Origin of the sequence: Pseudomonas sp. R11F (assembly GCF_050312575.1) — a bacterium.
Taxonomy (GTDB): Bacteria; Pseudomonadota; Gammaproteobacteria; order Pseudomonadales; family Pseudomonadaceae; genus Aquipseudomonas; species Aquipseudomonas palleroniana.
The window spans coordinates 214,307-239,641 of the sequence record NZ_JBNPJU010000020.1; the positions used below are offsets into that span (position 1 = coordinate 214,307).

Sequence of the window (25,335 nt, forward strand, 5' to 3'; positions counted from 1 at the left end):
CGACGCCGAATCCACTACGGGGCGAATGCTGGAGGGGGCGTGCCCGCCGATAGCGAAATATCAGCCGGCATTTCTGCAAGCTGACACTTCGCTATCGGGGGCAAGCCCCCTCCCACATTGCCCTGTGTACCTGTCGATCAGGTGATATCGGCCGATACCGGCGTATCCAGGCCCATGGAGTGCAGGCGGGCATAGTAGCCGTTTTGCGCGAGCAACTCGCCGTGGGTACCGCGCTCCACGATACGGCCATCGTCCATCACCAGGATCAGGTCAGCCTTCTCGATGGTCGACAGGCGGTGCGCGATCACCAGGGTCGTGCGACCTTGCATGACGTTGTCCAACGCCGCCTGAATGTGGCGCTCGGACTCGGTGTCGAGCGCCGAGGTGGCCTCGTCGAGAATCAGCAGTGGCGCATTCTTGAGCAGTGCACGGGCAATCGCCAGGCGCTGGCGCTGGCCACCGGACAACAACACGCCGTTTTCACCGACCTGGGTATCGAAGCCCTTGGGCAACTGGTCGATGAAGTCCTTGGCATTGGCATCCGCCGCCGCGGCTTCAACCGCCTCCCGTGGTGCTCCGGCCAGGTCGCCGTAGGCGATGTTGTTGGTCACGGTGTCACTGAACAGGGTGACATGCTGGGTTACCTGGGCGATATGCTTGCGCAGGTTGAGCAGCTTGTAGTCTTCGATTTCGACGCCATCGAGCAGAATCTCCCCACTCTCGTGGTGGTAAAAACGCGGGATGAGGCTGGCCAGGGTCGACTTGCCGCTGCCTGAGCGCCCAACCAGCGCAATCATCTGCCCCGGCTCGGCGGTGAAACTGATGTCCTTGAGCACATGACGCTCGGTGCCGGGGTAAGTGAAGTTCAACTGGCGCACTTCCAGGCGCCCGCTGACCTTGTCGCGCTCGATAGTGCCGTGGTCGACTTCAACCGCCTCGTCCAACTGCTCGAAAATGCTTTCAGCACCGGCGACACCTTTCTGGATGGTCGAGCTGACTTCCGACAGTTGGCGGATCGGCTTGGGCAACAAACCGGCCAACGTGATGTAGGCGACCATGTCACCGGCGGACGCATCGCCACGAAGATACAGAACCAGGAACATCAATACCGCCATGGCGGTGTAGATCACCAGTTGCAACGCCGGCGTGTAGATCGCGCCCGTACGGGTCATGCGCAGTTGCTTGTCGGTATTGCTCTGGCTTGCCTTGAGGAAACGCTTCTCCTCGTAGACTTCACCGCCGAAGCTGCGCACCACGCGATAGCCCTGGATGGTTTCCGAAGCCACGTGGGTCACGTCACCCATCGCCACCTGGATCTTTTTGCTCTGCTTGCGAAATTTCTTGCTGGCCGTGCTGACCATCACCGCAATCAACGGCAGGATGGCGATCATGACCAGCGTCAGGCGCCAGTTCATGAACAGCAGGGAGGCGAACAGGAAGATCACCGTCATGCCTTCACGGATGACCACCTTGATCGCATCGGTTGCCGCACCTGTGACCATGGTCACGTTGAAGGTGATGCGGGAAATCAGGTGTCCCGAGTTGTGGTTGTCGAAGTACCGGTTAGGCAGCGTCAGCAGGTTGTTGAACAACTGCACCCGCAAGTCGTGGACCAGGCCCAGGGAGACCTTGGCCAACAGGTAGTTGCCCAGGAAAGACCCCAGGCCCTGCCAGGCGGCGATCAAGATGATCAGCAGCGGCACGGCCTGCAGCAGTTGCAGGTCCCGCAGGAATGGCACAGTGGGGAACAACACGGCTTGCGGGTTGGACAGGCCATCGACAAAGTACTTGAGGATGTAACCCAGCATCGGCTGGGTTGACGCGAAAATCAGAAATCCGACGATACTCAACGCGAACAAGCCCATGTAAGGCTTAACGTAGCTGAGCAGGCGGAAGTATATTTTCAAGCTCGAAGGGCTTGCGCTCGGACTGGAGTCGGTCATATCACGCGGCGTTTTGAAAAAGGAGGCTGACTTTAGCACAGCTTCTCTGTTGTACTTGCACCCGGCTTGCCCCTCGGCCCGGCTGGATCCGACCGAAGACATTATATAGCCACTATCTTAAGATGGTCGGTTTTCTCTCTCTGGAATGGCTTTACTGTATGCACTCCAAGCGCCTTAGTTATGGCTCAAATCGCGTTTTCGACTTCCTGGTCCTTTGGATTTTGCCCATTGGCTTGTTGCTGCTCCTGAGCTCACTCTTCTTCGTGTCCAACCGCAACGTATTGCACCGAATCGTTTACATCCTTTTTACCGTACCGACCTTGTTCATGTTTTTGCAGCGTCCCCGAGAGCTCAGGGAACTGCTGCGTGAACCCTTGGCAATCGCGTTCCTGGTCTTCGCAGGCTGGGCTCTGACCAGCCTGCTGTGGAGCGTTGAACCCACCCTCGACAGCGACCTGCTCAAGCGCCCATTGAACACCTTCCTCCTGTTTGGCGGCTGCGCGCTGCTGCTGCATTACCGCGCCGAACTGTTCAAACCGATTTTCTTCGGTGCTGCGGTGATCGCCTTGGTGGTTTGCCTATGCAATCTGGTGGCGTTCGTCAAAGGGTTCGAGCCGGGCATGCGCATGATCGGCGGGCGTGGTGCCCTCGATAACCCGCTGCTCAGTTCTCATTTGTTCGGTTTCTTCTGCGTTTACTGGTTATATATCTGCATGACCACCAAGCGCCTCCAGGCGCTGTGGTTCAGCGTGCCGGCCACGATGATCATGGCTGCAGCCTTGCTGGCTACCGGCTCACGAACACCTTTGGTAGCCATGGCTCTCGCCGTTCTGTGGCTGAGTTTCCTCAGCCGTAACCGCCGCGCAGCACTGCTGATTACCGGCTTGGCAATAGCCCTGGTCGGATTACTGATCCTATACCCAGATGCCATCAGTGGGCGCGGCAGTTCGCTCCGCTTTGAAGTATGGGACCTGGCACTAGAACGCATTGCCGAACATCCTTGGATCGGCCACAGCTACAACTCCGAGCTGTACCTGACTTTCTGGAATGGCTACCAACTGTACGAACCTCACAGTTTTGCGCTGGGCGTTTTCTATTATGTCGGCATCATCGGCTTCATCCCGTGGGTATTCATGCTCGGACGGGGGTTGTATATAGGCATCAAACAACGTACGCAGCCGCTGTTTATCCTGGCATCGGCGCTCTTGGTGTACGGCATCGGCGCGGGCCTCACCGAAGGCGGCGGCATCCTTTCGCGGCCCAAGGAGCACTGGTTCCTGCTGTGGATTCCGCTGGCACTGCTGACCGGGCTGAGCATCGCCCAGCGTCGTCGCAGCCTGCTGGACACACCGGTCAAAACCCTCACACCGCAGGCATTTGACCAGCTATGCTGCAACGCCCACGTAATCGAGGCCGACGGCCTGGGCCCGAAGGTCCTGCGCCTGGAGGACGGCAGCTTCCTCAAGCTCTTCAGAGCCCGCCGCTGGTATACCTCCGGCTGGTTCAATCCTTATTCGGAACGCTTTGCCAGCAACGCTGCGCAGCTTCGTGCACTCGGCATCGTCGCGCCGACTATCCTCGACCTCTACAGCCTGCGCGACGGCAGCACCGCCGTGCGTTACCAGCCGCTGCCGGGGCTGACCGTGCGCCAGACCCTGCAAAGCCTGGACAGCAGCCTGCGCGGCGCTCTTGTGGAGCGTCTAGGCCGGTACATAGCCCTGCTTCACGAACGAGGCGTGTACTTCCGCTCTCTGCACCTGGGCAATGTACTGTTCATGGAAGACGGCGAGTTCGGGCTGATTGACGTGGCAGATATGCGCCTGTATCCGTCGGCACTGCGCAACGCCCTGCGTCAACGCAACCTCAAGCACATGCAGCGCTATTCGCAAGACCGCAACTGGTTGTTCGAGAGCCATTTTGAACAACTGATGCAAGGCTATGCCGCCGTCGCGTCGGCACAAGCCACGTTGAAGATCCGCGAAAAGGCACAGACGCTGCGTCCGACAGAACAGGATACAAGCCCCGCCAGCAGATGACAGGGCCCGTAGGGGGATCAGTCTTTTTCCAGCGGGGAAAAATACAGGCGGGCCAGGCCACGCCAGGTCTTCTTGTTCCAGGCGCGAAACGGAATCTGCGCCAACAACTCCCGGGCTAGCTCGCGATTGCGATTGGACGTCTTGAGGAACATGGAACTGAGGAACTTGTAACGCACCTCGTCGTACAGCGGGTGATCGCTGAACAGGGCGTAGGTGCGCAGGATGCTGTCGATCATGAAGCGGTGGTTTTTGTAGGAGTTGGTAGCGTGCTTGCGATAGCGCGCCATCACCACGTTCAAACCGTCGATGAAGTAACCCGCGTGAGTGATCTTCAATTCGATGAACAAGTCTTCCAGACGAATCTGCGGGTCGAACCCCCCGACCGCCTCCAGCGCCTCGCGCCGAATCATCAGCGTCGGTGCTGGCGGATAAGGCTTGCGCTCCAGGAACATGTCATCGAAATCGAGGCGCCGGAAGGGTACATCGCGGCGCTGGCGGCTTTCGGGATACAGCGCCCCCTCGGAGTCGATCAGTTCGATATTACCTGCGCAAATCCCCACCTCTGGCTTGCCGTCCATATAGGCAACCTGGGTCGCAATACGCTCGGGCAACATAATGTCATCGGAACCGAACGGCACAATCAACGAGCCCCTGGCGCGTGCGATGGCGTCATTGAGAGTGTTGGTCAGCCCCTGGTTCTGCTGTACGCGAAAATCAAAGGCGTGATGTTCCAGCAAGCCGCGAATGCGCTCGACGCTGTCATCGGTGGAGCCGTCATCGATCACCAGCAGCTCGATGTTGGCATACGTCTGGTTCAGCACGCTCAGGATGCTCTCTTCTATATAGGGAGCGTGGTTGTACGACGCGATGATCACAGTGACCAACGGTTGATTCTGGTTCATACATTCTCTCTGCGTGCTTGAGCCAGTCCCGACTCGATGAGCTCGAGATATTCGCGACGGAACACCTCGATGTCATGATTGGCCTGGAGGTACTGATAAGCCTGTTCACCCTTGCGCGCCAAGGCGTCATCGGGCAGAGCCAGGTAGCTGTCCAGCGCCTGCGCCAGCGCCGCAACGTTGGCCGGTTCGACCGCCAGGCCGCCCGCACCCTCGATCAATGGCAGCATGGCCGGCACGCTCGACGCGATGATCGGCAGTCGCCCACTCATGCCTTCCAGCAGCGCCAGGCCCAAGCCCTCGGCCAGGGACGGCATCGCCCAGATGTCAAAAGCGCGCACATAACGCAAAGCGTTCTCGCGAAAGCCGAGCAAGTGGACACGACCGCTCAAGCCCAGGCGCTGGATTTCAGCCGACAAGTTGGCCTCCTCCCGTCCGGCGCCGATGATAGCCATCTGCGCCGAGGGATAGCGCTCCTTGAGCTGCGCAAAAGCCTGCAGTAAATAAGTATGCCCCTTGACCGGCACCAGCCGGCCCAACGCTCCGACCAAGCGCACCGAAGGGTCGAGCCCCAGCAGCTCACGCGCCTGCTCCCGGGAATACTGCAATGCATCGGTCTGTTCGATATCGATGGCATTGGTAATCGCGTAGGTGTTGCTGTCGGTGAAGCCGCACTGACAGTCCAGCAGGTACTGCTTGACCGCCGGTGACACGCCGACAAACCGCCAATGGCCGTCAATCAGTCGCTGGGCCTGTTTGCGGCGGTATAAGCGGTCGTACTCGCCAAACCCGTGGGAGATCCCGATACACAGGGGGATCTTCAACCAGCGGTTGAGCTGCAGCAGCATGTTGACGGGCTTGAAGCGGTTGCACACCACTACGTCGAAGCGTTCCTTGCGGCAGAACTGATACAGGCGCCACATGGCAAGCAGGCGCATGCCTTTGAGGGCCTTGTCGGAAAACTCGAAATACACCGATGCGTGCGCACGGCTCACCGGTTCGCCCGGCCCCGGTCGACCGCGCAGGAAGGCTGCGGTGACCTCATAGCGATCCGTCGGCAGTGCCTTGACGATCTGCTCGGCCAAGTCAGCGAAATCATGGGATTTGACATTGTAGTCAGGCTGCAACTGCAAGACTTTGAACCGCCGGCTCATAACGCTCCTCGATGGAAACCCGTAGCATCAACAATCCAGGACGGTGCAGCCGCCAGCGCCTGGATCTGATCAGGACACGGTGTTTCCACCAATGGCCACTGATTACGCTTCCAACAGACAAAATGAAAATAGGGAAATTCCCGCTCGCCGTCCCGGTCATTGGTCAGGTGTCCCTTGTTCCAATACCACTGGTGCGGGAAGCGGTCCGTGCCGTCGTGCCATTTGATCACGCCGCCGGGCGTGCTGAATGCCTCGACAAACTCACTCTGCCGGCGCCACGGGTTGAGCTTACCGACCAGCTCGAACAATGGCTTAGGAAAGTTCTTGCGCCACAGGAAGATCCTGCTGAAGGCGCCCTCGTCCAGCGCATGGTGCTTCTGATCGGTGAAACGTTGCTGCCAATTCTTCATCTGCATGAACACTTCGCGCTTGCTGGCGGTGTTGCGCATCAGGCACAAGTGGCCCGCCACGCGGCGCTCATGGGTGGAGAACAAGTTGTAGCCGGCAAGACGCTCTGCGGTGAAATAGTTACGCAGGTTGCCGTAGATCAGGTCCAGATCGCCAAAGGCCCAGAAATCATACTCTTCAAGCCGGTCGGCGTGGATATACCCGAGCGCTGGCTTGATGTCGCACAGTTTGTAAGCAGCCTGAGGGGCAAACGGGATATTCAGGCGCTGTGATACCAGGGCGCAGTAATCGGCAAATGTGATGTGCTCGATGCGCACATTGGTCGGGACGTTGGCCGGCATTGGACAATCACTGAACAACAGCCAGTCGATATCCGGATTGTGACGGCAGCTTTCCAGGAAAAACGGCATCCAGAACGGCCAGCAGCCGAAGTAGGGGATGATAAAAATAATACGAGGGCATGGGTTGATCAAAACGGGGACTCACTGCCATTTACATAGAGCACTCAGTGCTCTCTCACATTGCCGAACGCTTGGGGACGTCGGATCACCCAGTACAGCTCATGACGACGGACGGCCTTGCGGAAAAACTCGTTTTCTCCCCAAGGTGAAATCGTCCGGCGCGCCAGAACCCGCTGGATAACCCGCCGCAGTCGCCGCTTGAACGGCATCCGCGGTTGCAAGTCATGCATCATGCCAAGCGACATTGCCTTGTCACACTGCTGCTCATCAGTCAGCGATATGCAATAAGGGTGCAAAGTGTACGTTGAATCAAAGAAAGGTGGCAAAGCGACACCACTGCCGGCATCCCCCATCGGCCAGCGATCATTGTCGTGCAAGTGATTGGCGTATCCGAGCAACATGGACGGTTGCCATTCCAACCCCTGCAGCGCTTCCAGCACCGCTTGCTGCGCGCAGATATGGTCAGGATGCGGGTCGATGACCGGATGCGGTAACACGATGACTTCGGGGCGCGCCGTCAGTAACAAGTGACGCAGGTCAGCCAGCAGGTTGTTCCAGGTCGGCAAACCGTCACCATCGGCCGGCAGCGGGAATGGGTTGAATTGGCGAAACAGGCGGGTATCCGCAAGGTCCGCTTCCCGCGAGGTAACCGGCACGTCCGGCGCGGCCTGCATGGCTTGCAGTTGCAGGCAAAAATAGCCCAACTGCACGCAATGGGATTCGGGCACACCGGCCCAGCGCGGTACGGCGATACTGTCCCAGGCACGCAGCCGACCCTTGACGCGGGACGCCTCGACAGCGCCCAGGCCCATCTGCCGGTAATGTTCAGCTTCGATTTCACCGGCGGTCAGGGTCACGATCCACGGCTCTTCGGCCTGGCTGTAAAGGCCGAAAGCCGCCAACTCAGCGTCATCGGCATGGGGCGCGACCACCATCACTCGCCGCGTACTCAGGTCAGGGTTGTTCCAGGCCCACAGCTTGGGCGCGCCTTTGAACCGGCAATGGCGCGCACGCACCCGCAACTCCCCTGCGAGTAGGGCCGGCGCCAGCCCCGTCAGATTGACATAGCGCGTACCGTTTACACCGCGCTCGAATGCTTGACGGTCGACCTGCCCGCCGCCTGTCAGCTCGACGGCAGGGTCAAGAAAACGCCCCAGCCAACGGCTCTCCAACCGAACGGCCAGTATCAACGTGGCGTCCGCCTTCAATTCGTCAGGTCGTTCAAGTAGCAGCCGATCGCCCTCCAGCCGCACTCCGGCCAATTGAGCGTCTTCTGCAAACGGGTATCGATAGTCTTGCGACGGCGAGTAGAACAAATGGTCGGCAAACCAGGCTTCGTGGGCGACCCATGCCAACACGGCGAGCACTATCGGCAGCCACCAGGCCACCAGCACGCCAATGACCACCAACAGCAACAAACCGATCAACAGACCGATGCGCTTGTTACGCCGGTGACGCTTGAGCAACTGCTGCTTGCGACTCATACGCTGAATACCTGCACCGGGTTGCACCAGCGGTCCTTATATTCGCGATCGGCCCGACCGAAAGAAAACCGCAGCGGTTTGCCGACCTCTCGCGCCTGCTCCCAGGCGGCTTGGGTATTGAGGAAGCTCAGGACGCTGCCTGGGCTGAATGAACGGGTTTCAGGGTCGACACCGCCATTGACATATTCCACGCTGATCCAGTCCGACGACTCGACCCGGTACACCAACTGCACAGCAATCGGCGCATCGTTAAGAAAAATCACCGAGCCGATCAGCCATTCACGCAGCAACTCGATCACCTCGGCCATCCGCTCGGCACCCGTGGCGACAAAACCCCAGCGACGCAGGAACAAATCGCAGTAGATCGCAGCCAGTTCCTGGCTGGAAAATTCGCTCACCGACCGCACGACACCACCAGCCTCCTCCAACAAGCGCAATTCACGGCGCTGGTTGTAGCGAAACTTCTTCGACAACTCTTCCGGGGTACGCGCCATGGCTAACTGCTCGGGCTGGGGCTTGAGCCCGCTGAAACGCCCCTCATTGAGGGTCGACAAGTAACGGGCCCGGTGACGCAGCGGTGCCTGGGCATCGACGGCGGCCGGCAGGATCAATTCGGCATTGCCCAGGTCGAAGAGGCCCTTCTTGCCTTGACGCTTGAGCACATCCTTGGACAACGCCAGGTCGCGCCCCCACGTGGCAATGCACGCCTTGAGTTCGTCGCCTTGCTCCCACGCCAGATAGCGCACGGGAATACCCGCCAGCGCGGCCAGGCGTTCGATGATCTGCGGATGGGTGGCGACACTGCCGCCGAAACGCTTCCACGCGGCGCTGTAGGCAGTCGCGTCGACAACGGACCAGCCACGCTCACGCCAGCCTTGAAATCGATTGAGCATCAAGCCCCCGCGGTCAGTTCAATTACGTGGGGCAACTGCCAGAACGCCGCGTGTACTGCCTGATCCGAGAACTGTGCATGCAGGCGCTCCAGCATCATTTCGGCGCACTGGCGCTTCTGCTGCGGGCCCATTGCAGCCAGATGGACCAGGCCCTGTGCCAGGTGCTCGGCATCACCGAAGGGAAACAATATGCCAACGCCTTCGACCACTTCCCGCGCACCGCCGCAAGCCGTGGCCAGCAACGGTACACCGGCAGCCATGGCTTCAAGCAGCACCATGCCGAAGGGCTCGTGGTCGGAACTCAGGGCAAAGGCATCGAACGCACGGAAATACAGGCGCGCATTCGGCACCTGGCCGAGGAACAACACCCGATCGGCAATCCCCAATTCGCGAGCCTGGCTCTTGAGGTCTTGCTCCAGGCGCCCGCTGCCGAGGATCGCCAGCTTGCTTTCAGCCGGCAACTGCGCCAATGCCAGGGCAAAGCCCTTGAGCAGCGTGGCCTGGTCTTTGTCCGGGTGCAGGCGACCGACGTTGCCAACCACCCACTCGTCGGGTGACAACCCCAGGGCGTCGCGTGCCTCATCCTTCGACACCTGTTGCCCCTGCAGGGCCTCGACATCGATGCGGTTATACAAAGTCTGAATACGTGCCGCCGGCCATTTCGGCAGGCAGCGACGGATGTCATCACGCACCGCGTCCGAAACTGCCAGCAGGCTCAGGCGTTTCTGGAAGATCGAGGCAAATAGGCGACGACCTCGACGCTGATAGTCACCAAAGGCGTGATGCACGCCGATGACCTGCAACCCCGTGCCCAGCAGGGCGATGTAAATGGGTTTGGCGCGGTGGGCAATGCAGAAGCTGAAGTTGCGTGACGCGGCAATCTTGCGCATCTGGGCGATGGCCGACAGCTTCAGGCCACGGATGGCCTTGGAGCTGTATTCCATGAACAACACTTCATCACTGGCACAGGCCGCCGCCACGCCGGGGTCGGCGACCCCGGTGAGGAACACCGTGGTCACCTTGTAACCCGAGCCCGCGAACAGGCTGGCGTATTGCCGCGCGCAGTCCAGGAACGGCCCGTCATAGCCGTGGCAGAATTGCAGGACCTGCCGATCAGCCGAGCGCGTCATAAGGGTCCACGCCGTCTTTGACGACCAGGATGTCTTCCATGATCAGGTACTGCAGGTCGGAGCCGAAGAACATGTTCAACGCATCGGTCGGCGAGCAGATCATCGCTTCGCCACGACGGTTGAGCGAGGTGTTCAGGGACACGCCGTTGCCGGTCAGCACTTCCAGCTCTTTCATCATGTCGTAGTAGCGCGGGTTGTATTCGCGCTTGAGCACCTGGGCACGGGAGGTGCCATCTTCATGGACCACTTCCGGCACGCGGGTTTTCCATTCCTCGGCCACTTCAAAGGTGAAGGTCATGAACGGCGCCGGGTGGTCGACCTTGATCATCTGCGGGGCCACGGTGTCGAGCATCGACGGGCAGAAAGGCCTCCAGCGCTCGCGGAACTTGATCTGGTGGTTGATGCGGTCAGCCACGCCGGTGGCGCTTGGGCAACCGATGATCGAACGGCCGCCCAACGCACGCGGACCGAATTCCATGCGGCCCTGGAACCAGGCTACCGGGTTGCCGTCGACCATGATCTTGGCGATGCGCTGAGGCATGTTCTCGATCTTGCGCCAGTTCGGCTTGCTTTCGTGCTTGGCGCACGCGGCGATCACGTCTTCGTTGCTGTAGGACGGGCCGAGGTAGACGTGTTCCATCTTCTCTACCGGTACACCACGAGCGTGCGACACATAGGCTGCCGCGCCAACCGCAGTGCCGGCATCGCCGGACGCCGGTTGCACGAACAGCTCTTTCACGTCGTCACGCGCGATGATCTTCTGGTTCAGCTTGACGTTCAGCGCACAGCCGCCGGCGAAGGCCAGCTTGCCGGTGTCCTTGAGGATGTCGCCCAGGTAATGGTCGATCATCTGCAGGGCCAGCTTCTCGAACAGCGCCTGCATGCTGGCGGCATAGTGGATGTACGGCTCGTCGGCGATGTCACCCTCGCGTTTCGGGCCCAGCCACTCGATCAGTTTCGGCGAGAAGTAGAAGCCCTTGCCCTTCTCTTTGTAACGGCGCAGGCCGATGACGTTGGCATAGTCGGTGTTGATCACCAACTCGCCATTCTCAAACGAGGCCAGGCGGGAGAAGTCGTACTTGCTGGCATCGCCATACGGCGCCATGCCCATGACCTTGAACTCACCGTCGAGCATCTCGAAACCGAGGAACTCGGTGATTGCACCGTAGAGGCCGCCCAGGGAGTCCGGATCGTAGAATTCCTTGATCTTGTGGATCTTGCCGTTTTCGCCGTAGCCGAAGAACGTCGTGGCGTATTCGCCCTTGCCGTCGATGCCCAGGATCGCGGTTTTTTCCTGGAAGCCCGAGCAGTGGTAGGCGCTGGAAGCGTGAGCCAGGTGGTGTTCAACCGGTTCGATCTTGATCTTCTTCGGATCGAAGCCCAGTTGCTCCAGGCACCAGACGATCTTGTTGCGATAGCGCTTGTAGCGACGGTTGCCCATCAGGATCGCGTCAAGGGCGCGGTCCGGGGCGTACCAGTAACGCTTGGCGTAGTGCCAGCGCGCCTCACCGAACAGGCTGATCGGGGCGAATGGGATCGCCACTACGTCAACGTCGGAAGGCTTGATGCCGGCCTGTTCCAGGCAGAACTTCGCCGACTCGTAAGGCATGCGGTTCTTTGCATGTTTGTCGCGTACGAAGCGCTCTTCTTCGGCGGCCGCGATCAGCTTGCCGTCGATATACAAGGCTGCGGAAGGATCATGGCTAAGGGCGCCGGACAGGCCAAGAATCGTCAATGCCACAGGGGTCTAGCCTCTTTTAGTCTGCATGCAGGCGGGTTGCGCCTGAAAAAAGTGTGCCTCCCACCTCGGCGGGAAACAGCTAAAGGGCGGGATTATAGCTTAAAAGCAGCACAAGACTGTTAGCGGCAAGAGGATCGGCGCGGCTTAACGGTAGACATAGAGGTAGCCGTACTCGACTTGCCGATACAGGGTGTAGGGCAGAACGACCGTGTCCAATGCACCCGACAAGGCGATATCAGCCAACACAAACGGTATGAGCACGCCCGTCGGGTCTGGCGCAGCGTGCAGCAGGCAGAAATCAAACGCCACGCCGCTGTAGATACGAGGAATGGCCGCACAATAGGTTTTTTGCTTGCGCAGCTCTCGGGTCGCTGCGACATCTTCACGCAGCACCGTATTGAGTGTGCCGCAGCCACTGATCGTCATTGAAACCAAACCGACTGCCAGCGCAGTTTTTACGTTCATGGCGAGCCCTCAGAGATGGTTCGCCACGCTAGCACTTGACTTGAGCGGGGTTCAGCCCAGCCCCACCGCTACAACGCGTAGGATGCTTCCGAAATGCGCAAAACCTGCCAAACCACTAAACTCGCGCCCTTTTGCGCGTTTACACACAAAGCGCCTCGCATTTCGGCTGACTCATGAAAACCCTCGCTCGCATCACCTTGCTATTACCTGGCCTGTTCGCCATATGCGATACCGCCACGGCCGACGACACCCTGATCCTCGACCCCAGCGTGGTCACCGGCTCGCGCAGCGCCAGCCCGACGTTCGACCTGCCGTACTCGGTGGACAGTATCAGCCGCGAGCAGATCAGCGACGGCCAACTGGGCATCAACGCCTCCGAAGCCCTGTCCCGCGTGCCGGGCCTGGTGGTGCAGAACCGTCAGAACTATGCGCAGGACCTGCAGATTTCTTCCCGCGGCTTCGGCGCACGCTCGGCGTTTGGCGTGCGCGGCATCAAATTGATTGCCGACGGCATTCCCGCCAGCACCCCGGACGGCCAGGGCCAGGCGGCCACGTTCAACCTCGACACCGCCGAGCGCATTGAAGTGCTGCGCGGCCCGGCAGCCACGCTGTACGGCAGCAACGCCGGCGGGGTGGTCCAGATGTTCTCGCGTGACGGCGAGGGCCCACCGCGCATCGGCGCCGAAACCCTGGTGGGCAGCGATGGCCTGAATAAAAACCACCTGAGCGCCGAAGGCGCGGCCAACGGTGCCGGCTTCGTGCTCGACGCCTCACGCATGGACACCGACGGCTACCGTGACCACAGCAGCGCCCGCCGCGACCAGACCTTCGCCAAGCTCAACGTCCAGCCGGATGACGACAGTAAACTGGCGCTGATCTACAGCAGCCTGGAGCAGAACAATACGCAGGATCCGCTGGGCCAGACATGGCAAGCCTACAAGGCCGACCCGCGCTCGGTGAGCACCAGTGCGTTGACATACAACACGCGCAAAAGTATCGACCACCAACAGTTGGGGCTGAATTATGAGCGCTACTTCGGCGATGCCACCTTGCAGGTGAATGCGTACACGGGCCGCCGCAGCGTGATTCAATATTTATCGATTCCAGGTGGCACACCACCCGACAAGCGCGGCGGCGTGGTGGACTTCGAGCGTAAATTCTACGGCGGCTCCCTGCGCTGGCTGCAACCCATCACCAGCGCGCCTGGAGACCTCACGCTGATCACCGGCCTCGACTACGACCGCAGTCAGGATGATCGCCAGGGCTATTCCAATACGCTCGACGGCGTGCATGGCGTCAAAGGCGCCCTGGGCCGCGATGAAATCGACACCGCCACCAGTCTCGACCCGTTCGTGCAAGCCAACTGGCTGCTGGGCGACTGGACGCTGCAAGCCGGCCTGCGCCACAGCACCATGAAGATGGACGTCGACGATCACTTCCTCGGCGACGGTAACGACAGCGGCAACAAGACCTACCAGAAGAACACGCCGTCGGTGAGCGTCATGTACGCCTTTACGCCGGACCTGCATGGCTATGTGAGTGCGGGCAAAGGCTTCGAAACACCGACCCAGGCCGAATCGGCCTATTCCGGCACCTCGAACGGCTTCAACTTCGCGCTCAAGCCGTCAGTCAGCACCCAGTATGAAATGGGGCTCAAAGCCCGCCTCGGGCAGGACACGCGACTCAACGCAGCCGTGTTTCAGATCACCACCGAAGACGAGCTGGTGGTGCAACAATCCAGCGGCGGTCGCACCACCTATCAGAACGCCGGCCGCACTCTGCGCCGGGGCTTTGAATTGGGTATCGAAAGCCAACTGACGGAACAGTGGAGCACCCAACTTGCCTACACCCGCCTGCAAGCCACCTATGACAGCGATTTTGTTGGAGGTGGCAAACCCGTGGACAAGGGCAACTACCTGCCAGGCGTACCACAAACCACCCTGTTCGCCGAGCTGAACTGGAAGCCCCGCGACTGGGTCAGTAGCGCTATCGAAGGCATGTACCGCAGCAAGGTCTACGTAGAGGACACCAACCAGCAACACGCGGCGCCGGGCTACAGCGTCTTCAACTGGCGTGCGCGGTTCGAGCAGAAGGTGGAACACTGGACCTTTCACCAGACGTTACGCCTGGATAACTTGCTGGATCGCCAGTATGTCGGCTCGGTCATTGTCGGTGACGGCAACGGCCGCTATTACGAAGCGGCCCCCGGGCGATCGTGGTATGCGGGCGCAGGGGCTGAGTACCAGTTCTAGATTCACCCCAAATCAACCTGTGGGAGGGGGCTTGCTCCCGATGAACTGCGTAGCAGGCCCATTTTTGAGGCCGCCGCACGGCCTATCGGGAGCAAGCCCCCTCCCACAGATTAACCATCGTCCGTTCTATCGCTTAACTGATCAGGCATTAGGTCTCGCCCGAATCAGACCTGCTTGGGCAAACGCTGGTCAATCAACTTGTAGAGCGCACTGTCCGACGGCCAATTACGCATAAACCGCGCACGATCCTTGGCAAACGCCGGGGCGAAGCTGGCGACTGAGCGGTGCTGGCACATGGCATCCAGATCGATCATTGCCCAGCGGCCTTCGTTCCAGAACAGGTTGTGTCCTTTGAAGTCGCCATGGCTGATGCGCTCGCGAATCAGTTCGGCGAACAACTGGTCCAGGGCCAACAGTTCGTTCTCAGGCGCATCGCCGTGTTCAACGTAGGGCGCGAAGCGCTCGATGATGTCCGGTCCCGGCAAGAACTCGGTCACCAGGTAAGCCCGGCCGCGCAGCCAGAGAAAACGCTTCTCCAGCACAGCCAGCGGCTTGGGTGTAGCGATCCCCAGGAACGCCAGGCGGTTGCCTTCGCGCCAGGAATGCCAGGCGCGGCTGGGGCGCCAGAAGCGCTTGAGCCAATGCACAAAACCTTTGATGTTGTATCGCTTGATCACCAACGGCCTATCAGCGACCTCTACCTTGGCGACAGTCGCCGCGCCACCGGTTTTATAGAGATGGCCCTGATCGAGCAACACGTCAGCCTGCGCCAGCACCCGCAGCATCGCCGGTTCTTCCTCACGACGAATGGCGCGCAAGGCAAAAGCCCCCCTTACGACGCTGAACAGCGTGCATTCACGGCCGACCTTGCTCAAAAAGTCCCGCAGGCGCCAGGCACTGACCTTGCGCACCTGTTTTTCCAGGGCTTCCAGCGGCAAGGCATGTTCGCCGTTGCCCAGCAGGTAATACACCAGCAGCTCCTCGGTGAACGGCTCAAGGTGTTTGGGTAGCTGGGCGAAGAACACACCGAGGTTTTCCAGCACCCGGCTGCGCGACAGCGGCTTGCCCGCCTCTTCGACACGAATCCCGGCACCATCGATCAGGTACAGCTTGCCATCCTGGCGCAACAGGTTGTCCAGATGCAGGTCTTCCTGCCACAGGCCTTTGGCATGCATCTGGGCAATCGCGCCCAGGGCTTCGGCGAGTACGGCGGTTTGTTCATTTGCCAGCGGCGGCAAACCTTCGACCGCCTGCCAGGCATCGGCGAGGCTTTGCGCACCTTCGATGAACTCGAACAGCAGCCAGCCGCCCTCGCCGTCCTTCAAACCATCAGCCAGCAACAACGGCGTGGTCAGGCCGTGCTCGGCGAGCAGGCGCACACCCGAGAGCTCACGCTGAAAATGGCGTGCCGCCTTGCTGCCCACCAACAACTTGGCCAACACCGGGCGGCCACGCCACACCGCGGCACCGACGTAACGCTCACCCGGCAATACCCGCAGCAGGCTCAGCAGTTGCAGTTGGCCAGGGCCCGCCGCATCCGCAAGCTCAATGGTCAGGGGCAGGTCGGGAGTACGGCCGGCCATTTTCAGCTCGGACAAACGCATCAACGGTTTTCCTTTTGGCTGCGGCGGGCGGTCAATTTCTGCAGCCATGTAGAGACCAGCGCACTGTCTTGCGGCTCGCCGAGATAGGCGGCCAGCAATTGGCGTACCTGGTCGTCCGACCATTGCGGCGCGCGTCGCAACAACGGCTCCAGATCCTTGACGCGGTCACGCCAACCGAACAACAGCGGCCGGGTTTTCTCCAGGTCAATCAGCTGCGCGGCGTAGCCTTCATCACTGGCCCGCAGGAAAATATGCTTGGGGTAAAAACAACCATGCACCTGGCCTGCGCGATGCAGGCGCCGGGCGAGCTGACCGCACGCCAGCAGGATCGCGGCACGCTGAGCATCGCTCAATTGCGACCATTGCTCCAGCAATGTGTCCAGGTCGCTCCAGCCGTCCAATGCACGGGTCAGCAAGATGGCACGGCGCTCGCCCTGCACCTTGCGCTCACCAAAAAAGGCAGCCTGCAATGCAGGAATACCCAGCTGCCGGTAGCGGCTGATATTGCGGAATTCGCGGGCGAAGCTAGGCTCGCCGAACGGGCTATGCAAGGTACGCGTCAGATAGTTGCTTTGGCGTTTGAGGTAATAACCCTGCCCCTCCAGCTCCAGACGGAATACGCTGCTCCACCCACCACGGCTGGTGTTCGGTTCGTCGACCGCGTCCAATTGCTTGGTCCACAATGCCTCGAAGGTTGCAAGGCCATTGCGCTCAAGCAGGGCTCGGTCTTCGGCCGCCAGAAAGTCACTCATTCGCGTCCCTCGAAAAACTTCACCACATGGCGAATTCGCTGTTTGTCCGACGCCGTCAGGTGCGTACGTTGGCGGTATTGCATGTAGAACCGCAGGCGCTGGGTGGCCGACAAATGATATTTGGCAACCTTGTCCAGGCATGCCAGGTCTTTGGTAATGCGGTACTTGAGCCAGAAGCCGCGCCAGAAATCACCGTTGGGGCAGTCGATCAGGTACAGCGTCTGCTGGTCGTCGATCAACAGGTTGCGCCACTTCAGATCGTTATGGGTAAAACGGTGCTCGTGCATGGTACGGGTATATTCGGCGAGCTGGCGGCTGACCACATCCACCCATTTGCGGTTCTTGAGACGCGCATCGTTGCGGTCGGCCAGCACCGACAGGTCTTCGGTCTTGGGCAGCTCGCGGGTGATCATCGCACCACGGTCGTAGGCCAGGCCATTGCGCTCCAACCCCCAAGCCACCACATCCGCAGTGGGAATGCCCCACTTGTTGAAGCGCTTGAGGTTCTGCCATTCGGACTTGACCCGCGGCTTGCCCAGATAACGCCGCAGGCCCTTGCCGGCGCCGGTGTAGCGCTTGACGTAGTAATTGACCCCGCCCCGCTCCACCCGGATCACTTCCGACAACGGGTCGCGAGTCAGTTGCTGGCCTTGCAGGGCGAAAACCGCCTCAAGGCTACCGAAGTCATCTTTCAGGGCCGCGTAGGCAGGTTCCAGGTTCCAACCCGCCATCAGATTGCATCCCCCAAACGTTGCTTGCGCGCATATAGCTTGTCGGCCTTGCGCTGCAGCAGGCTCAAGGATGCCGCTTGTTCGGCCAGGATCTGACGCAGCGGCTGACGGAAGTACCCCTTCAGGAAACGCAGCTTGTCGCGACGGGTAAGACCTATATCCAGCGCCGAGTAGTACAACGCAGACAGATCTTTATCACGCCAGCGCAACGGCAATTGAGCGCGCAATTGGGCACGGTGCAGGTCGATCACCGAGAGCTTGATATTGCGTGCGTCAATCGGTTGCGAGGTGTCCAGCAGGAAGTGGCACAGGTAGCAGTCGCGGTGATTGACGCCACCCCGGTGCATGTCTCCGACCATGCGCGCCAATTCGGCCGTGAGGGCGTGGCGTAACGCGGGCGCAGGGGGTTCAGCGGCCCAGTTCACGGTAACGTCTTCGAGACTGAGAGTCGGCGCCAGCTCTTCGGTGATGATGAACGAGTGCTGGTCCGCCGGATTACTGCCTTTTTCGCCGAAGGCTACGCCGGTCATGGTCGGCACGCCGAGTTCCTGCAAGCGATGAATCGCCGCCCACTCAAGGCCGGCGCCCAGCACCGGCAACTTGGCGGTAATCAGGTTCTTGAAGATTTCGCCCCAGCCAATGCCACGGTGGACCTTCACGAAATACGGGCGGCCACCCACCTCGGTGCGCAAAGTACGACGTGCCGCCAGTTCGCGAAACACTTCGCCTTGCAGTTTCTCGACTTCGGCAAAGGCATCAAGCCCAGCCCATAAAGTCTTGAAGGGTTCGGCAAGGATCAACTTCATCGTTTGGGCTCCGCCAGAATCACATCCGCAGCGTGTTGCGGCATGCTGTAGAGGTCGGCCGTCTCGGCAAAGGCCAACCCATTGCGGCTCCAGGCCGCGCGCTGTGCAGTGTCGGTGAGCATGTGCGTCAGGTAATGGTTGAGCTGGCTCTGCTCGAACGGCTCATCCAGTACCAGGCCACTGTCGGCTTCAGCAATGTAGTGGGCATAACCACACACGGCCGAGACCAGCACCGGCAAACCCGCCACCAAGGCTTCGAGCAACACCGTACCGGTATTTTCGTTGTACGCCGGATGAATCAACAGGTCGGCGCCCAGCAGAAAGCGCGGGATATCGCTGCGGCCCTTGAGGAACTGCACGTTATCCCCCAGCCCCAACGCCGCGCTTTGCAGTTGGAATACCTTGGGGTCGTCCTGGCCGATTACAAATAACCGGACGCGTTTTTTCAGCTCGGGCGACAACGCGGCCACAGCCTTGAGGCTGCGATCGACACCTTTGGTCTTGAAACCCGAGCCGATTTGCACCAGCAGCAAATCGTCGTCACTCAAGTTGAATTCCTTGCGGAAACCCTCGCGAATCTCGGCGGCATTCGGCGGCGCACGGCGGTCCTGGGCAATGCCTGGCGGCAGCAGATGGAAGCGTTCAAGCGGCGTATCGTAATGCTTGATGAACAACGGCTGCTGCACTTCGGAAATCATCAGGACTTCGGTCTTGGCCTCCCTGGCGAACACCGCACGCTCGTACTCGGCAAAGTGCTTGTAGCGGCCGAAATAGCGGTACAACGAGTGACGCAGGTTTTGCGCCTTGTCTTCAAAACAGCCGTCGGCGGCATAGTAAACATCCAGGCCGGGCATTTTATTGAAGCCGATCAAACGGTCCACCGGGCGCTTGGCCAGGTCCGCTGCCATCCAGGCGCTGAGTTTCTCGTTGCGACGATGGTTGAAGAACGCCTTGACCGGCGCCACCAGCACTTCAAAACCCGGCGGGATATTTCCTTCCCAGATCAACGTGTACACGCGAATCTGATGACCACGCTGCTGGCACTCCAGGGCGATACGCATGAAGTCGCGTTGCAAGCCGCCGAAGGGAAAGTATTTGTAGAGTACAAAAGCCAGTTGCATCAGTGCAGGTCCTCGGCCAGTAACAGCGTGGTCAGTCGGCTTGCCACACGCTCGGGATTCAGGCGTGTAAAGCACAATGCCGATTCACGCCGGATGTCGAACCGACGCAAGTCGTCGGCCGTGGGCTGATAGGTGCATTGCTTTTGCAGGCAGGGTGCACATGGGAAGTCACTGGCCATGTGGATCTGGCCTTTGCCATAGGCACCGGTGAGGCCGGGGTTGGTGGGGCCGAACAGCGAAAGGGTCGGCACATCCAGCGCTGCAGCCAAGTGACCAAGGCCCGTGTCCACCGCCACGCAGGCGCGGGCACCGGCCAACACACGGGCGACGCCGGCGAGGTTCAGTTTGGGCAGTACTTCGGCGTTGGGCAGCCCCTGGGCCAGGCGTTCGGCCCGGGCCTTTTCGGCAGCATTGCCCCACGGCAGCTTCACGTCCATGCCCAGGCGGCCCATCCGCTCAGCCAGCTCGCGCCAATAGGCCTCGGGCCAATGCTTGGTATCCCAGGTGGTGCCGTGCAGCAACAGTACAAAGGGCTTTTGCGGCGGCAGGCCAAGCAACTTTTCGACGTTCAGGCCGTAATCGCCCAGGGCCTTGGGCAGGTCATAGCCCAACGCCACGGCGAACAGCTGGCGCAAGCGCTCCACCGCATGTTGCCCACGGGCCACGGCCAGGCGCCGGGAATAAAAGCGCGCCGCGATGGGTTCACGTGCGGAGTTCTTATCGAAACCGGCCACCGGCGCACGCACGTAGCGCGTCAGCCAGGCGCTTTTGAGCAGGCCCTGGGCATCGATCACCAGGTCGTACCTGGTTGACTGGATGCGTTGCTTGAAGCGTCGCCACTCACCGCTCTTGAAGGTCTGCCAGAGGTTCTTGCGCCAGCGACGAATCGCCACCGGGATCACTTTGTCCACCGCCGGGTGCCAGGTGGGGATTTCGGCAAAGCCTTCTTCCACCACCCAATCGAAGCGGATACCGGGAATGGCCCGCGCCGCGTCGGTCAGTGCCGGCAACGCATGGATCACGTCGCCCAGGGATGAGGTCTTGATTACCAATACGCGCAAACTAACGGACCTCGACCACTGAGCCCTGCAACCGCTGCAAAGCCTCGTTGACCGGCTGCGGCAGCAATTGGCGCAGGCAGTTGTAGTGACCGAACCGGCAGGTGCGGTCAAAACACGGGCTGCAGTCCAGGCCCAGGCGCACCACTTCGACCTGGTCGGCCAACGGCGGTGTGAAACCGGGTGAGGTGGAACCGTAAACGGCCACCAGCGGGCGGTTCAGCGCGGCCGCTACGTGCATCAGGCCCGAGTCATTGGACACCACCGAATCCGCGCAGGACAGCAGGTCGATCGCCTCGGCCAGCGAGGTGTCGCCACTGAGGTTCACCGCTTCTTCGCGCAGGCCGGGGATCAGGCGCTGACGGATGTCTTCGCCTACCGAGTGATCGTTTTTCGATCCGAAGAGCCACACCTGCCAACCCTCGCGGATCTTGGTCTCGGCGACTTTGGCGTAGTGCTCCGACGGCCAGCGTTTGGACTCGCCAAACTCGGCACCCGGGCACAGCGCCAACACCGGGCGGTCCAGGGTCAGGCCGAACTTGGCCAGTGCCGCGTCGCGGGTCAGCGGGTCGATCTGCAGGCTGGGGCGCGGGTAAGGCTTGGGCAACTCGGCACCCGGCTCGTAAGCCAGGGCCATGAACCGCTCGATCATCAGCGGGTAGCGCGCCTTGTCGAGGGTGCGCACGTCGTTGAGCAACACATAACGGAACTCGCCGCGCCAGCCGGTACGCTTGGGGATGCCGGCAAAATACGGCACCAGCGCCGACTTCAGCGAGTTGGGCAGCAGGATGGCCTGGTCGTACTGGCCGGCCAGGGATTTGCCGATGCGCCGACGGGTCGCCAGTTCAAGGGCGCCGTGGCCGAGCGGGAAGCTCAAGGCCTTGCGCACCTCGGGCATGCGCTCGAGGATCGGCCGGCTCCACTCGGGGGCGAGCACGTCGATTTGGCAGTCGGGATGACGCTGTTTCAGGCACTGGAACAGTGTCTGCGCCATCACCATGTCACCGACCCAACTGGGCCCAACGATCAGAATATTCATGTAGTTTCCACAAACGATGCGGGGAGGCTTATGCCTCCCCGCCCTAATAGTGTTTCAGCTCAACCCCAGCGCCTGCCAGATTCGCATCACCTGCCGCCGTTCGTCGGCGAACTGATCCCCGGCGACCGTGCCGGACTCGTTTTGCAGAGCCTGGCGATGCGCAGCGGAACGGTAGGCCTTATACACCTCGCGCAGCAGGTGGGCATCGGCGGCGGGCATCAGCCCTACCTGCTCCAAGCCTTCCAGAATGCGGATATTGTCGGTATAGCGCAGCAACGATGGATGTTGCGCAGACCACGCCAAAGCCGCGTATTGCACCATAAATTCAATATCGACGATACCTCCGGCGTCCTGCTTGAGATCGAACACCGCCGTCGCCTCGAACGCATTGGCGCCGGTGCCGGCCGCCGTGGTCTTGGTGCCCAGGTTATCGCGCATCTTGGCGCGCATCTCGCTGACCTCCTGGCGCAGCTTGACCGGGTCCCGCTCACGGCCCAGCACACGGGCCCTCACCTGCTCGAAGGCCTGCCCGACGTCCTGGCTGCCCACCAACACCCGGGCGCGGATCAGGGCCTGATGCTCCCAGGTCCAGGCTTCATTTTGTTGATAGCGATCAAACGCGCCCAGTGAACTGACCAATAACCCTGAGGCGCCGGAAGGTCGCAGGCGCATATCCACCTCATACAGCTGGCCCGAGTTGGTCTGGGTGGTCAGCAGGTGAATGATCCGCTGGCCCAGGCGCGTGAAGAACTGCGCCCCATCGATCGGTTTGGCCCCATCGGTTTCCGCCTGCGGGTCGCCATCATGGATAAAGACCAGGTCCAGGTCCGAACCATGCCCCAGTTCGATCCCGCCGACTTTGCCATAACCGACAATGATGAACCCAGGATCGCACAAGGTGCCGTCCACGCGCTGCGGCGAACCATGGCGGGCCACGGTCTGGCGCCAGGCCAGGGCCAAGACTTGTTCGAGGATGGCTTCGGCAAGCCAAGTGAGGTAATCGCTGACCTTCATCAACGGCAAGCTGCCGGCGATCTCCGAAGCGGCCACGCGCAGGCGGTGAGCCAGCTTGAAATGGCGTAGCGCCTCCATCTGCTGCTCAAGGTCGTCCTCGGGGATGCGCGTCAGGCGCTCGCGCAACTCGGCCGCCAGCTCAGGTGCCAACGGCGGTTTGAACAGGCGACCTTCGTTGAGCAACTCGTCGAGCAGCAACGGAAACCGCGTGATCTGCTCGGCGATCCAGGGACTGGCGGCGCACAACGTCAGCAAACGGCGCAGCGCATCGGGGTTCTCGGTCAGCAGCACCAGGTAAGCGGAGCGCCGCGCGACGGCTTCCACCAGCGGCAGTACACGCTCCAACACCAGATCGGGGTTGGCGTGTTCGACCGCCTGGGCCAGCAGGCGCGGGATAAACGCATCCAGCCGCTCACGCCCCAGGCGCTGCATCGCGCGCAATTGCGGGCTGCCTCGCAGGCTGGCCAGGGCCCTGAGGGCCTTGGGCGCGTCGCTGAAGCCGCCCTCGGCCAACTGGCGGCACGCCGCGTCTTCATCCTGGGACTCTTCCCACAGCGGCAACCACTCACCGCCCACCATCAGCTCGCTTTCGTCGCCTTCCTCTTCATCCGGGTCAGCAATCACTTGGCGAAAATGCCAATCCACCCGACCGCGCCAATACATCAAGCGCTCATGAAATGCCGCCCAATCGGCAAAGCCCAACATAAAGGCAATACGTGCCTGATCCTGCGGGTTGTCCGGAAGCATCTGGGTCTGCCGGTCGGCGATGGCCTGGATGGCATGTTCGGTGTAGCGCAGGAATTCATAGCCTTCGCGCAACTCGGCAATCACCGCCGGGGGCAGGTAGGCCTGGCCTTCCAGAGTGCCCAACACCTTGAGCAGCGGGCGCTGTTGCAGGCTGAGGTCGCGACCACCGTGAATCAGCTGGAACGCCTGGGCGATAAACTCGACTTCACGGATACCCCCCGAGCCCAGCTTGATATTGTCGGCCATGCCTTTGCGCCGCACTTCCTGCTGGATCAACTGCTTCATGGTACGCAGCGCTTCGATGGCGGAAAAATCCAGATAACGGCGGTAGACGAACGGTCGCAGCATATCGAGCAGTTGCGCGCCGGCCACCTGATCGCCCGCCACGACGCGTGCCTTGATCATGGCGTAACGTTCCCAGTCGCGCCCCTGATCCTGGTAGTACTGCTCAAGCGCGTTGAAACTGAGCACCAGGGCACCGGCCGAACCATAGGGGCGCAGGCGCATGTCGACACGGAACACAAAACCGTCGACGGTCATCGGGTCCAGGGCCTTGATCAGTTTTTGACCAAGACGAATAAAGAACTCCTGATTATCCAGGGCGCGCTTCACGCCCACCGTCTCGCCGCCTTCGGGATAGGCGAAGATCAGGTCGATATCGGATGACAGGTTCAGCTCCACCGCACCGAGCTTGCCCATGCCGAGGATGACCATGTGCTGCGGTTCGCCGCTACGGCGGCCGGTCGGCGTGCCGAATTGCACGCAATGGCGCTGATACAGCCACTGGTACGCTTGGTCGATACAGGCGTCCGCCATGTCGGAGAGGTCACGGCAGGTTTGCACCAGGTCCGCCTGCCGAGTCAGGTCGCGCCAGATAATCCGCACCTGCTGACGGGTACGCTGACGACGCAGTACACGCCCCAGCTCGTCTTCTGTTTCAGCCTGTTGCACCGCGCCGGCCACCTGCCCGCACAGTTCGCCTGGTGCAAAGCCGCGATCCAGCTCGCCCCAGGCCACCAGCTCCAGCAACATCAAAGGGTCACGAAGACTCTGTTCAATGACAAAATCACTGGCGGCGCATACCCGGGCGAAGTCGGCCCACCGTTGCGGCGTCCACGCAGAAAGGCCATGATCGTCATCCAGCGCGGCCACCGCGTCACGAAATGACTGCTCGGCCCGCTGGGCAAAAGGCAAGAGAACGGCCGGCAGTTCGGCCAGCGTTGGAAGGCTCATGGTCTATCCTTGATCGGCGCGTGAATGGCTTGTAGCTGTGAACGCAGGAACCACGCTCGGTGAAGGACTGTCGAACAAAGGTTAGAAATAGCTGAAATTAATTTCATTTTGGCAGCCAACATCAAACATTCACCTTTTCTTGTTCGCAAAAGATCAACAATAACGATTATGCTCACCAGCCAGACCGAGCCATACGCTCAGTCTTGTGTAGTTTTACTACTCGTATATACATTCGAAAGGCTGAAATGGCTGACGATTTGTAGTAAAACTACAGGACGCCGAAGCAACCTTCGGCCATCCAAGAATTTATGTCGTCTGCCCACAAGGCCAGTCGCAAACTCAGGCAACCGATTCTGGTAGCCTT

Annotated in this window: 19 protein-coding genes; 2 read left to right on the forward strand and 17 right to left on the reverse strand. The window is 60.7% G+C overall.

Annotated features, from left to right (window positions below; all coding sequences use genetic code 11):
- Positions 1-137: 137 nt before the first annotated feature.
- Positions 138-1,943, reverse strand: coding sequence for a lipid A export permease/ATP-binding protein MsbA (gene msbA / locus ACQRBV_RS06715; RefSeq protein WP_060755140.1), 1,806 nt, complete (start codon positions 1,941-1,943; stop codon positions 138-140).
- A 158-nt stretch (positions 1,944-2,101) separates the two neighbouring features.
- Here msbA and ACQRBV_RS06720 point away from each other — a divergent pair, with 158 nt between their 5' ends.
- The gene (locus ACQRBV_RS06720) at positions 2,102-3,979 is read left to right on the forward strand and encodes an O-antigen ligase family protein (protein ID WP_104995347.1); all 1,878 of its coding nucleotides are present in this window, start codon (positions 2,102-2,104) and stop codon (positions 3,977-3,979) included.
- Positions 3,980-3,996: 17 nt separating this feature from the next.
- On the opposite strand, the gene ACQRBV_RS06725 is transcribed toward ACQRBV_RS06720, so the two are convergent.
- From ACQRBV_RS06725 to ACQRBV_RS06760, 8 genes are all read right to left on the reverse strand, one after another.
- On the reverse strand, positions 3,997-4,881 hold the full coding sequence (locus tag ACQRBV_RS06725) for a glycosyltransferase (protein ID WP_090367185.1): 885 nt from the start codon (positions 4,879-4,881) through the stop codon (positions 3,997-3,999).
- Positions 4,878-6,032, reverse strand: coding sequence for a glycosyltransferase (locus ACQRBV_RS06730; protein ID WP_411985077.1), 1,155 nt, complete (start codon positions 6,030-6,032; stop codon positions 4,878-4,880). Before ACQRBV_RS06730 ends, ACQRBV_RS06725 begins: the two co-directional genes overlap by 4 nt.
- A complete protein-coding gene (locus tag ACQRBV_RS06735) occupies positions 6,029-6,913 on the reverse strand; it encodes a DUF6625 family protein (RefSeq protein ID WP_104995346.1) in 885 nt (294 codons plus the stop codon). Before ACQRBV_RS06735 ends, ACQRBV_RS06730 begins: the two co-directional genes overlap by 4 nt.
- A gap of 32 nt (positions 6,914-6,945) precedes the next feature.
- Positions 6,946-8,385 carry a PIG-L deacetylase family protein gene (locus tag ACQRBV_RS06740; RefSeq protein WP_411985076.1) on the reverse strand — a complete coding sequence of 480 codons (1,440 nt, stop codon included), beginning with the start codon at positions 8,383-8,385 and terminating at the stop codon, positions 6,946-6,948.
- Positions 8,382-9,278 carry an antimicrobial resistance protein Mig-14 gene (locus ACQRBV_RS06745; protein ID WP_090367193.1) on the reverse strand — a complete coding sequence of 299 codons (897 nt, stop codon included), beginning with the start codon at positions 9,276-9,278 and terminating at the stop codon, positions 8,382-8,384. The genes ACQRBV_RS06740 and ACQRBV_RS06745 overlap by 4 nt, the downstream gene beginning before the upstream one ends.
- A complete protein-coding gene (locus ACQRBV_RS06750; RefSeq protein WP_411985075.1) occupies positions 9,278-10,408 on the reverse strand; it encodes a glycosyltransferase in 1,131 nt (376 codons plus the stop codon). The genes ACQRBV_RS06745 and ACQRBV_RS06750 overlap by 1 nt, the downstream gene beginning before the upstream one ends.
- Positions 10,392-12,149, reverse strand: coding sequence for a carbamoyltransferase family protein (locus ACQRBV_RS06755; protein WP_034136622.1), 1,758 nt, complete (start codon positions 12,147-12,149; stop codon positions 10,392-10,394). The genes ACQRBV_RS06750 and ACQRBV_RS06755 overlap by 17 nt, the downstream gene beginning before the upstream one ends.
- A 144-nt stretch (positions 12,150-12,293) precedes the next feature.
- Positions 12,294-12,614: a YceK/YidQ family lipoprotein gene (locus tag ACQRBV_RS06760; protein WP_060755146.1), complete on the reverse strand. Its 321-nt coding sequence runs from the start codon at positions 12,612-12,614 to the stop codon at positions 12,294-12,296.
- Positions 12,615-12,787: 173 nt separating this feature from the next.
- Between ACQRBV_RS06760 and ACQRBV_RS06765 the strand changes: the two genes are divergently transcribed.
- Entirely contained in the window at positions 12,788-14,866 is a 2,079-nt protein-coding gene (locus ACQRBV_RS06765; RefSeq protein WP_411985074.1) for a TonB-dependent receptor family protein, read from the forward strand.
- 164 nt (positions 14,867-15,030) lie between these two features.
- Here ACQRBV_RS06765 and ACQRBV_RS06770 read toward each other — a convergent pair whose 3' ends face one another.
- Genes ACQRBV_RS06770 through glnE form a run of 8 tightly spaced genes read right to left on the reverse strand, consistent with a single transcriptional unit; the run spans position 15,031 to position 24,971 of the window.
- Positions 15,031-16,470, reverse strand: coding sequence for a lipopolysaccharide kinase InaA family protein (locus ACQRBV_RS06770; protein ID WP_411985073.1), 1,440 nt, complete (start codon positions 16,468-16,470; stop codon positions 15,031-15,033).
- Complete coding sequence (locus tag ACQRBV_RS06775) at positions 16,470-17,222, reverse strand: lipopolysaccharide kinase InaA family protein (protein WP_090367205.1); 753 nt, start codon at positions 17,220-17,222, stop codon at positions 16,470-16,472. Before ACQRBV_RS06775 ends, ACQRBV_RS06770 begins: the two co-directional genes overlap by 1 nt.
- The gene (locus ACQRBV_RS06780; protein ID WP_090367206.1) at positions 17,219-17,953 is read right to left on the reverse strand and encodes a lipopolysaccharide kinase InaA family protein; all 735 of its coding nucleotides are present in this window, start codon (positions 17,951-17,953) and stop codon (positions 17,219-17,221) included. The genes ACQRBV_RS06775 and ACQRBV_RS06780 overlap by 4 nt, the downstream gene beginning before the upstream one ends.
- Positions 17,953-18,759: a lipopolysaccharide core heptose(I) kinase RfaP gene (gene rfaP / locus ACQRBV_RS06785; protein WP_104995340.1), complete on the reverse strand. Its 807-nt coding sequence runs from the start codon at positions 18,757-18,759 to the stop codon at positions 17,953-17,955. The genes ACQRBV_RS06780 and rfaP overlap by 1 nt, the downstream gene beginning before the upstream one ends.
- Positions 18,756-19,880: a glycosyltransferase family 4 protein gene (locus ACQRBV_RS06790; RefSeq protein ID WP_411985072.1), complete on the reverse strand. Its 1,125-nt coding sequence runs from the start codon at positions 19,878-19,880 to the stop codon at positions 18,756-18,758. The genes rfaP and ACQRBV_RS06790 overlap by 4 nt, the downstream gene beginning before the upstream one ends.
- The gene (waaC, locus tag ACQRBV_RS06795; protein WP_411985071.1) at positions 19,880-20,941 is read right to left on the reverse strand and encodes a lipopolysaccharide heptosyltransferase I; all 1,062 of its coding nucleotides are present in this window, start codon (positions 20,939-20,941) and stop codon (positions 19,880-19,882) included. The genes ACQRBV_RS06790 and waaC overlap by 1 nt, the downstream gene beginning before the upstream one ends.
- Before the next feature lies 1 nt (position 20,942).
- The gene (gene waaF, locus ACQRBV_RS06800) at positions 20,943-21,977 is read right to left on the reverse strand and encodes a lipopolysaccharide heptosyltransferase II (RefSeq protein WP_060755154.1); all 1,035 of its coding nucleotides are present in this window, start codon (positions 21,975-21,977) and stop codon (positions 20,943-20,945) included.
- A 54-nt stretch (positions 21,978-22,031) separates the two neighbouring features.
- Complete coding sequence (gene glnE / locus ACQRBV_RS06805) at positions 22,032-24,971, reverse strand: bifunctional [glutamate--ammonia ligase]-adenylyl-L-tyrosine phosphorylase/[glutamate--ammonia-ligase] adenylyltransferase (RefSeq protein ID WP_411985070.1); 2,940 nt, start codon at positions 24,969-24,971, stop codon at positions 22,032-22,034.
- Positions 24,972-25,335: the final 364 nt, after the last annotated feature.

Excerpts from the sequence above, each read along its gene's own strand:
- msbA (WP_060755140.1), bottom strand. The coding sequence starts at position 1,943 with ATGACCGACTCCAGTCCGAGCGCAAGCCCTTCGAGCTTGAAAATATAC.
- ACQRBV_RS06720 (WP_104995347.1), top strand. The coding sequence starts at position 2,102 with ATGCACTCCAAGCGCCTTAGTTATGGCTCAAATCGCGTTTTCGACTTC.
- ACQRBV_RS06725 (WP_090367185.1), bottom strand. The coding sequence starts at position 4,881 with ATGAACCAGAATCAACCGTTGGTCACTGTGATCATCGCGTCGTACAAC.
- ACQRBV_RS06730 (WP_411985077.1), bottom strand. The coding sequence starts at position 6,032 with ATGAGCCGGCGGTTCAAAGTCTTGCAGTTGCAGCCTGACTACAATGTC.
- ACQRBV_RS06740 (WP_411985076.1), bottom strand. The coding sequence starts at position 8,385 with ATGAGTCGCAAGCAGCAGTTGCTCAAGCGTCACCGGCGTAACAAGCGC.
- ACQRBV_RS06745 (WP_090367193.1), bottom strand. The coding sequence starts at position 9,278 with ATGCTCAATCGATTTCAAGGCTGGCGTGAGCGTGGCTGGTCCGTTGTC.
- ACQRBV_RS06750 (WP_411985075.1), bottom strand. The coding sequence starts at position 10,408 with ATGACGCGCTCGGCTGATCGGCAGGTCCTGCAATTCTGCCACGGCTAT.
- ACQRBV_RS06760 (WP_060755146.1), bottom strand. The coding sequence starts at position 12,614 with ATGAACGTAAAAACTGCGCTGGCAGTCGGTTTGGTTTCAATGACGATC.
- ACQRBV_RS06765 (WP_411985074.1), top strand. The coding sequence starts at position 12,788 with ATGAAAACCCTCGCTCGCATCACCTTGCTATTACCTGGCCTGTTCGCC.
- ACQRBV_RS06770 (WP_411985073.1), bottom strand. The coding sequence starts at position 16,470 with ATGCGTTTGTCCGAGCTGAAAATGGCCGGCCGTACTCCCGACCTGCCC.
- ACQRBV_RS06775 (WP_090367205.1), bottom strand. The coding sequence starts at position 17,222 with ATGAGTGACTTTCTGGCGGCCGAAGACCGAGCCCTGCTTGAGCGCAAT.
- ACQRBV_RS06780 (WP_090367206.1), bottom strand. The coding sequence starts at position 17,953 with ATGGCGGGTTGGAACCTGGAACCTGCCTACGCGGCCCTGAAAGATGAC.
- rfaP (WP_104995340.1), bottom strand. The coding sequence starts at position 18,759 with ATGAAGTTGATCCTTGCCGAACCCTTCAAGACTTTATGGGCTGGGCTT.
- ACQRBV_RS06790 (WP_411985072.1), bottom strand. The coding sequence starts at position 19,880 with ATGCAACTGGCTTTTGTACTCTACAAATACTTTCCCTTCGGCGGCTTG.
- waaF (WP_060755154.1), bottom strand. The coding sequence starts at position 21,977 with ATGAATATTCTGATCGTTGGGCCCAGTTGGGTCGGTGACATGGTGATG.
- glnE (WP_411985070.1), bottom strand. The coding sequence starts at position 24,971 with ATGAGCCTTCCAACGCTGGCCGAACTGCCGGCCGTTCTCTTGCCTTTT.